The 7,032-nt window shown below is 63.6% G+C and carries 9 protein-coding genes; 2 read left to right on the forward strand and 7 right to left on the reverse strand.

Annotated elements, in window-relative coordinates; translation table 11 throughout:
- Positions 1–8: 8 nt before the first annotated feature.
- Genes ACYX7E_RS15865 through ACYX7E_RS15890 form a run of 6 tightly spaced genes read right to left on the reverse strand, consistent with a single transcriptional unit; the run spans position 9 to position 4,404 of the window.
- Positions 9–641 carry a hypothetical protein gene (locus tag ACYX7E_RS15865; RefSeq protein ID WP_462081560.1) on the reverse strand — a complete coding sequence of 211 codons (633 nt, stop codon included), beginning with the start codon at positions 639–641 and terminating at the stop codon, positions 9–11.
- Positions 631–1,236, reverse strand: a complete 606-nt coding sequence (locus tag ACYX7E_RS15870) for an SCO family protein (RefSeq protein ID WP_462081561.1) — start codon at positions 1,234–1,236, stop codon at positions 631–633. Before ACYX7E_RS15870 ends, ACYX7E_RS15865 begins: the two co-directional genes overlap by 11 nt.
- Positions 1,237–1,268: 32 nt before the next feature.
- Complete coding sequence (locus tag ACYX7E_RS15875) at positions 1,269–1,853, reverse strand: c-type cytochrome (protein WP_462081562.1); 585 nt, start codon at positions 1,851–1,853, stop codon at positions 1,269–1,271.
- A gap of 10 nt (positions 1,854–1,863) precedes the next feature.
- Positions 1,864–2,106 (reverse strand): hypothetical protein, encoded by a 243-nt coding sequence (locus ACYX7E_RS15880; protein WP_462081563.1) that lies wholly within the window; start codon positions 2,104–2,106, stop codon positions 1,864–1,866.
- The gene (locus ACYX7E_RS15885) at positions 2,103–2,765 is read right to left on the reverse strand and encodes a cbb3-type cytochrome c oxidase subunit II (RefSeq protein WP_462081564.1); all 663 of its coding nucleotides are present in this window, start codon (positions 2,763–2,765) and stop codon (positions 2,103–2,105) included. Before ACYX7E_RS15885 ends, ACYX7E_RS15880 begins: the two co-directional genes overlap by 4 nt.
- A 1-nt stretch (position 2,766) precedes the next feature.
- Complete coding sequence (locus ACYX7E_RS15890; protein ID WP_462081565.1) at positions 2,767–4,404, reverse strand: cbb3-type cytochrome c oxidase subunit I; 1,638 nt, start codon at positions 4,402–4,404, stop codon at positions 2,767–2,769.
- A gap of 139 nt (positions 4,405–4,543) precedes the next feature.
- Here ACYX7E_RS15890 and ACYX7E_RS15895 point away from each other — a divergent pair, with 139 nt between their 5' ends.
- Both ACYX7E_RS15895 and ACYX7E_RS15900 read left to right on the forward strand, forming a co-directional pair.
- Complete coding sequence (locus ACYX7E_RS15895; RefSeq protein ID WP_462081566.1) at positions 4,544–5,974, forward strand: aminotransferase-like domain-containing protein; 1,431 nt, start codon at positions 4,544–4,546, stop codon at positions 5,972–5,974.
- 69 nt (positions 5,975–6,043) lie between these two features.
- A complete protein-coding gene (locus tag ACYX7E_RS15900; RefSeq protein ID WP_462081567.1) occupies positions 6,044–6,745 on the forward strand; it encodes a hypothetical protein in 702 nt (233 codons plus the stop codon).
- Positions 6,746–6,840: 95 nt separating this feature from the next.
- Here ACYX7E_RS15900 and ACYX7E_RS15905 read toward each other — a convergent pair.
- Positions 6,841–7,032 (reverse strand): twin transmembrane helix small protein (locus tag ACYX7E_RS15905; protein ID WP_462081568.1); only part of this gene is annotated, 192 nt, incomplete at its 5' end.

Here is a 7,032-nt window from a genome sequence, read left to right on the forward strand (position 1 = left end):
ACGCCTCGCTATTCCCTGCCCTCCTGGGCAGCCCGTTGGCCGCCAGATGCGTCCAGCGCGCACGATCGATGGCATTCCGGCATCTGGCTGGCGCGTAGCAGGCGCGCTCCAACCTGCCAGCACCACGCCACCAGCACCACCATGGCAATCAGCACGATCGCTCTACCGGCCGCCACTTGTTGTTCGCCCAGATAGACGCTGCACAATTGCTGCGGCGCTTGCTGGTAGATCATACCGATCGTCGCCATCATCCATGCCCAGCCCAGGACGAAGAATCCCTGCAGGGCAAGCGGAGCTTGCGACCACGACAGGCCCGCCGCCACGCCCGCGATCAACAGGCCCGCGATCTTCGAAGCGCCTATCCATGGATGCAGCACCGCCAGATCCAACGCCACCGGCAACATCCAGTACATCGTTACCAAGGAGGCCAACACCAGCCCGGACAGGCCGTGGGCGTTACAGGCATGCCACCATCGCGGGCCGCCCGCGGGCAGTGATCGCGCACCAAACCAGCCGATGGCGAACAGCGCCGGCAATTCGATGCCCATGTGCCGGGCCATGTCGGCCTCCAGCCAAGGGCTCGCCGCTGCCAGCGCCGCGAGCGCCGCACCTGGCAACCACTGCGAGAAGTCACGCACCATTGTCAACGCGCATGCGCGCAAGCAATGCCTGCAATCCTCCGGCCGGATCATCGACGTCATGCGCAAGCACCACGCGCCCTTGCGGATCGATCACGAACAGCGCCGCATTGTGCGAATAGCCCCCCAGGCCATCAGGAATGACGACGATATCGAACACCCGCAGCATCCGGTCGAGCTGCGCCGGATCACGCAGCGTCGCCAGTGCCCATATCGATGGATCCATCCGCATACGACGCGCGTAGGCCCGCAATTCGTCCACACCGTCATGCGTGGGATCGAAGCTCAGCGTCAGCAACTGCACGCGATCGCCCAGGCCACGTGACCTGATCTGCGATTGCAGGTAGGCCTGTCCCGATGCACTGGTCCTGCAGATCGACGTGCAACGCAAGTACACCAGCGTAGCGAGCGTCCATTTCCCACCTTCCACCGACTGCGCCAGATCACGAACATTTCCTTGCTGGTCACGCAGCGAAAGCGCCGGCAACGGGCGCGGCGTGGACGCGATATCTGCACGACGGACACCATCGGACGTCAACGCAGAGAACCCATGCGTGGTGGCCGCCGTCAACATTGACGCGCACAGCAACAGCAACACGGCCAGCGCCGTGGTTCGCCATGGTATTGCCGTCATTGTCGAGGATCCTGCGCATGCAGGTCCTTCGCATCGAGGGCCTGCGTCAACTCTTCCAGGCTCGACCAGGCAGATTGCCGCCTGGTGTGCCGGAGACGCAGCGCGCGCACGGCATCGGCATCGATGGCAGCGCGATGCCCTCCCCATGCACGCCGCACATGCGTCAGCACCCCGGCGATCTGGCGGTCTTCGAGAAGGCTCCCGAACTCCGGCATGACACCGTCGTAATGGGTACCTTGCACGATGAGCGGGCCTTGCAATCCATGCAGCACGGCCAGGATCGCAATGCGCGGATCGCCTTGCGCACGGATGTTACCGTCGAGCGGCGGAAACACCGCATGCACGCCACGTCCATCGGGCCGGTGGCAGGACTGGCAATGGCGGGCATAGAGTGCAGCACCATCCAGCTCGACGACCGCTCCCGATGCGGCCGATCTGTCGCCCGCCTTGCGCAGCGCATCCGGGGACCATGCAGGAGGACGCAGCATCAAGGCAGCCACCCATGCCGCCCCGCCGACCAGCCAGCCCACCATCGACATCGCGATCAGGCGCCCGCCATCGTGCCAATGATTGCGGTTCACGGCGAGCCGTTCAGTCCGATCGCACGATGGACGCATCATCGGTCATCGATATCGCAATGCCTGGCATGACGCCTGGCCCAGCCGAGGCTGGACTACGCAGGATGTACGCGATCGCCCAGAGCAGCAGCAGGACGATCAGTATGATCAGGATCCGCGGCACCGGATTGTTCTGCTCATGCGGATCCGAATGTTCGCGTTCTCGCGGCGTAGTCCCCGACGCATTTTCATCATTCATCGACTGCTTGCGGTTCATCGTTCGCCTCCTGACATTGCTGGGGGATCCGGCATCACAGGGATCGCGGACTGCCTCGGGCTGCCCGCGTTCCGCCCGTCCTGTTGCAGGTAGTCGCGCCGCAATGCCTTCAGGTAGGCGACTAGGTCGCGCGCTTGGGCACTGGCAATCACCTGTTTCCCTGCCGGACGCCATTGCTCGGGAACCGGGATGACATCGTCGTCCGGCATCCGCTCCGCACTGGCCACGGTATCGAACAGGAACGGATACGCTGGCATGGTGCTGTCCGGGACGTAGGCGCGCGGTTGGTAGAGGTGCACCAGATGCCAGTTGTCCGCAGGAATGCGTTCACCGACATTGAAGAGGTCGGGCCCGGTGCGCATCGTACCGAGCAGCGTCGGGCGATCATGGAAGTAATCGCCCGGCGTGGAGCGACGCCCCCACCCACGGGAGGCATCGGCAATGCCGGCACCGGAGTTTCCCGGTTGCTGGGTATGGCAGGCGATGCAGCCATTGGCGATGTAGACCTGCCTGCCGCGCAGTTCCTGCGCACTGTAGGGCAGCTTTCCTTCCGGAACCGGAACCTGCCTGGTCTGCATGAAGGGCACCACGATCATGGCGATCGTCGCCAGCATCAAAGTGACGATGGCGCCGCCGATCAGCTTGAGTTCGTTCTCCATGTCAGTGCCCCGCAGCTTGCGGACAGGCGGAGACGCGCTGGCCGCCCGGGTCCAGGCCGGTGCCGCTGACGCTTGCGTCACGCATGCCCGAGACCGCGCGCAGGGCCAGGACAAAATGCACGGCGAATACCAGATGTCCGATCGTCATCAGCGCGCCGCCGACGCTACGCCCCACCAGCCAAGGCCGAGTGACCCGCACCGACGCCATGAAAGGCATCTCCGCATCCAGCAGGTGCAATCCCTGGAGCACTCCACCGATGCTCAGCAGGATGATGTAAAGCGAGAATCCGGCAACTACCAACCAGAAATGCAGACTGATCAACCATGGCTTCGGCCAGGCTACGTCGAACACGCGCGGCAACGCGAAGTAGATGCCGCCAAACACGACCATCGTCACGAAGCCGTACATGCCCAGATGCGCATGGGCCACCGTGAAATGCGTAAAGTGGGTGACCGCATTGACAGACCGCAACGCCTCGAGCGAACCCTGCAGCGAAGTGATCGTGTACATCACCGCGCCGAACAGTACGAAGCGCAGGGTATGCGACGTTCTCAATGCTGAAAAATGGCCCTTCATTGTCAAATGCTGGTTGGCCGAGAAGGCAACGACCGGCACGATCATCATCATGCTCTGCACGATCGACAGCGTGATCAGCCATTCCGGGATCGGGCCTCCGATCAGGTGATGCGCCCCCACCTGTCCGTAGAAGAACGCCAGCGCCCAGAAGCCCAGCAGCGACAGATTGTACGAACGCACTGGCCGACCGATGACCTTGGGCAGAAAGTAGTAGACGGCTGCGATCGACAATGGCGTATAGAACAACCCAAGCACGTTGTGCCCGTACCACCAGTTCATCGTCGCCTGCTCGACACCGAAGTGGACGCCCGGCACATTCGCCACGATGTACAACACCGGAAACCAGAACAGCGACGCGCCGATGTACCAGACCGAGACGTACAGGTGCTGCACGCGACGGCGAGGCAGCATCAGCACCATCGGCAGACCGATCAGCATGCCGCCCACCGCGAAGAACGCGCCGATGTACCACGGGATTTCCAGCCATTCCATGCCGGTGTTAAGGCCGTTGGCGATGCCGAACAGCCCCGCCACCAGCCCCGCATTCCAGATCAGGGCGCCGATCACGACCTGGCGCCCGGCCATCAACGGCGTGCGCAGCAACCTGGGCAGCATCCAGACCACCAGTCCCAGCAATCCCATCGGTGCCCAGCCGTAGGCCACAGCGTTGAGGTGGAATGCACGCATGCGCCCGAACGTCAGCCAGGCCTGCTCGACCAGCAGATCAGGCATATGCAGCTTCAGCGAACTCAACAACCCGGCGGAGGAACCGACCAGCAACCAGACCACCGCGAAGGTGAACAGAACGAACACCGGGACTGCAGTCGCGCGGTCAGCAGCCGCGCGCGCGGCAAGTTCATCGCGCTCGTCCTGATGCTCAGCGGCATGACGGGAGACGCCAGCCGCGGGATCGTTCAAGCGACCGATCTCACCAGCGGAAAAGATTGTGCCAGCTCCCGTCGACTCGGCATCGAACAGGCCTTTGCGAAGTGACCAGATGAAGGCGAACAACCCGGCCACCGACAGGACGAAGGTGGCCAGGAGCAGGGCGATGGGGTTCATGGATTGCCTTGAGCACGCACGCCCGGGACGGATGGGGCGACTGAACGCCAGTCTAGGCAAACAGGATCAGTTTTCTAATAATCAGATAACGTGATAAAAACCATATCAGATTGATCGCCGCCCTCTGATTGCAGCAGACATGAAACGCTACCAGTTGCTGGCCGACGACATCGCACGCTCGATCCTTGATGGCGTCTTCAAGCCCGGCGACCGCCTGCCCTCGGTGCGCCAGACCAGCGAAGGCCGCCATGTCAGCCCATCCACGGTGTTCCAGGCCTATTACCTGCTCGAAGCGCGCGGCTTGATCCGCGCCAAGGCGAAGTCCGGCTACTACGTCACCGGCAGCGCCACGCGCCTGCCGCCCGAAGTGGAAATGTCCATCCGCAGCCCGGGCGGCGCGGCCATGCTCGATGTCAGCGAGCACGTGTTCGAAGTGCTCGAATCGAGCATGCACCATGATGACGTGGTGCCGTTCGGCTCGGCCTTTCCCAGTCCGCTGTTGTTCCCGATGCAGCGGTTGGCCAGGACGATGGCCGCCAGCGTGCAGAAGCACGATCCGCGTCGCGTGTTCGACGACCTGACGCCGGGCAATCCGGACCTGCGCCGGCAGATCGCGTTGCGCTACCTCGTCGACGGCCTGCAGGTCGCGCCCGAGGACATCATCATCACCAACGGCGCGCTCGAGGCGCTGAACCTGTGCCTGCAGGCCGTCACCCGTCCCGGGGACGCCGTGGTCATCGAATCACCTTGCTTCTACGCGGCACTGCAGTCGATCGAACGCAATGGTCTGCGCGCGATCGAAGTCCCGACGCATCCGCGCGAAGGCATCGAACTGTCGATGCTCGAACGCGTACTCAAGGAGCACCGGCCGAAAGCCTGCTGGCTGATGACCAATTTCCAGAATCCGCTGGGCAGCCTGATGCCGCACGACAAGAAGCGTGCCCTGGTGCAGTTGCTGGCCGAACACCAGGTGCCGCTGATCGAGGACGACGTCTACGGCGAACTGTACTTCGGCAATACGCGGCCGACGCTGGCCAAGGCCTTCGACAACAAAGGCCTGGTGATGCACTGCAGCTCGTTCTCCAAATGCCTGGCGCCGGGTTACCGCGTCGGCTGGGTCGCGCCGGGCCGTTTCATGCGCGAGGTTGCTCGCCAGAAACTGGCGCTGTCACTGACTACGTCGGCGCCGGCGCAGATCACGCTGGCCGCCTATCTCGAACGCGGCGGCTACGAGCGCCACCTGCGGCAACTGCGCGACACCCTGGCCACGCAACGCGACGCCTACATCCAGGCCATCGTCGAACATTTCCCCGAAGGCACACGCGCGACGCGCCCGGCCGGCGGCTATTTCCTGTGGATCGAACTGCCGGGCCAGGTCGACACGCTGGCCCTGCATCGCGATGCGCTGGCGGCAGGGGTCAGTATCGCACCCGGCCCGATCTTCTCGGCCAGCCGCGGACATCGCCATTGCCTGCGCTTCAACTACGGGCACCCGCTCGATGACCGTGCACGCGCCGGGCTGGCGACGCTGGGCACGCTGATCGCCGCGCAGATGCAGACTGATGCATGACATGAGATCGACCATCGTCACTGGCGACGCAGGTGACGCCGGTCCACGACGACGCACAAGGACATGCCGTTGAAGACATCATTATTTTTTCTGCTGGTCACCGGTACAGTGCTTGCCATGCCGGGGACGGCTTCCGCAGCCGGTGTGAACAGCTATGTCGAATTCCTGTGGTCGCCGACCCCAAAGGGTGCGATTGCGAGACAGGAAACACGTGGCTTCGTGCTCGACGGCCAGCAGGATCATCAGGTATGCGTCGCCGTCCTGGACTCCGACGCGGACATCAACGTGCTGCAGATCGACGCGGTCGATGCCGCGGGAGCGCTGGTATCCAGCCAGCGGCATGACGATTTCCGTGGCGAGAAGCGCTGCTACGAAGCCGGCCTCGACCCGCGGGGCAAAGCAGGCACATGGACGTTCAATGTCTATCTCGATGGCGTGCTGAGCCGATCCCGCACGATTGAGGTCGCCGAACGCCTCGATTCCGCATCCTTCTACGCACCTTCCCAGATCCCCTACGTCCTGGGACGTCCCAACTACGACGCGTCGATTCCGCCCGATGAATTCATCGGCCGCCTGGTCTGGGTCATGCATGTCAACGCGCAGGGCGCCGTGACCCGGGTCGAGGTGGAGATCGCGGAGGGCGTCGGCGCGCTGATGCGGGACCGCGCGATTGCGGCCGGATACCTGTCGCTTTTTCCGCCCGATCCGTCACGTTCCGGGAGCGTCTCGACATACCGTCGCGAGTTGACATTCCAGCCTGACGGACGCTGAGCGCACGTGCATCGCGCCCCTCAGAACCTGTTCACGATCTGTCGCGGGCGCAGTCAGGTGGCGCGTGGCAGCGCAGCAAGATCATGAACAGGTTCTCAGACCTGCACCCCGTGCGGCTGGATGATGCCGGTCGCGATGCCGACGATCACCAGCAGGATCAGTGCGACCGACAGGCCGATGCGCTTGGTCAGCGCATTGACGGTGCGGTTGGTGGTGCCCTTGTCGGCCAGCATGTAATACAGGCCGGCACCAAGGTTGTAGAGGATCAGGCCGAGGAAAGCCACGAT

The organism is Luteimonas sp. RIT-PG2_3 (assembly GCF_054902115.1).

Excerpts from the sequence above, each read along its gene's own strand:
- ACYX7E_RS15865 (WP_462081560.1), bottom strand. The coding sequence starts at position 641 with ATGGTGCGTGACTTCTCGCAGTGGTTGCCAGGTGCGGCGCTCGCGGCG.
- ACYX7E_RS15880 (WP_462081563.1), bottom strand. The coding sequence starts at position 2,106 with ATGAACCGCAAGCAGTCGATGAATGATGAAAATGCGTCGGGGACTACG.
- ACYX7E_RS15885 (WP_462081564.1), bottom strand. The coding sequence starts at position 2,765 with ATGGAGAACGAACTCAAGCTGATCGGCGGCGCCATCGTCACTTTGATG.
- ACYX7E_RS15890 (WP_462081565.1), bottom strand. The coding sequence starts at position 4,404 with ATGAACCCCATCGCCCTGCTCCTGGCCACCTTCGTCCTGTCGGTGGCC.
- ACYX7E_RS15895 (WP_462081566.1), top strand. The coding sequence starts at position 4,544 with ATGAAACGCTACCAGTTGCTGGCCGACGACATCGCACGCTCGATCCTT.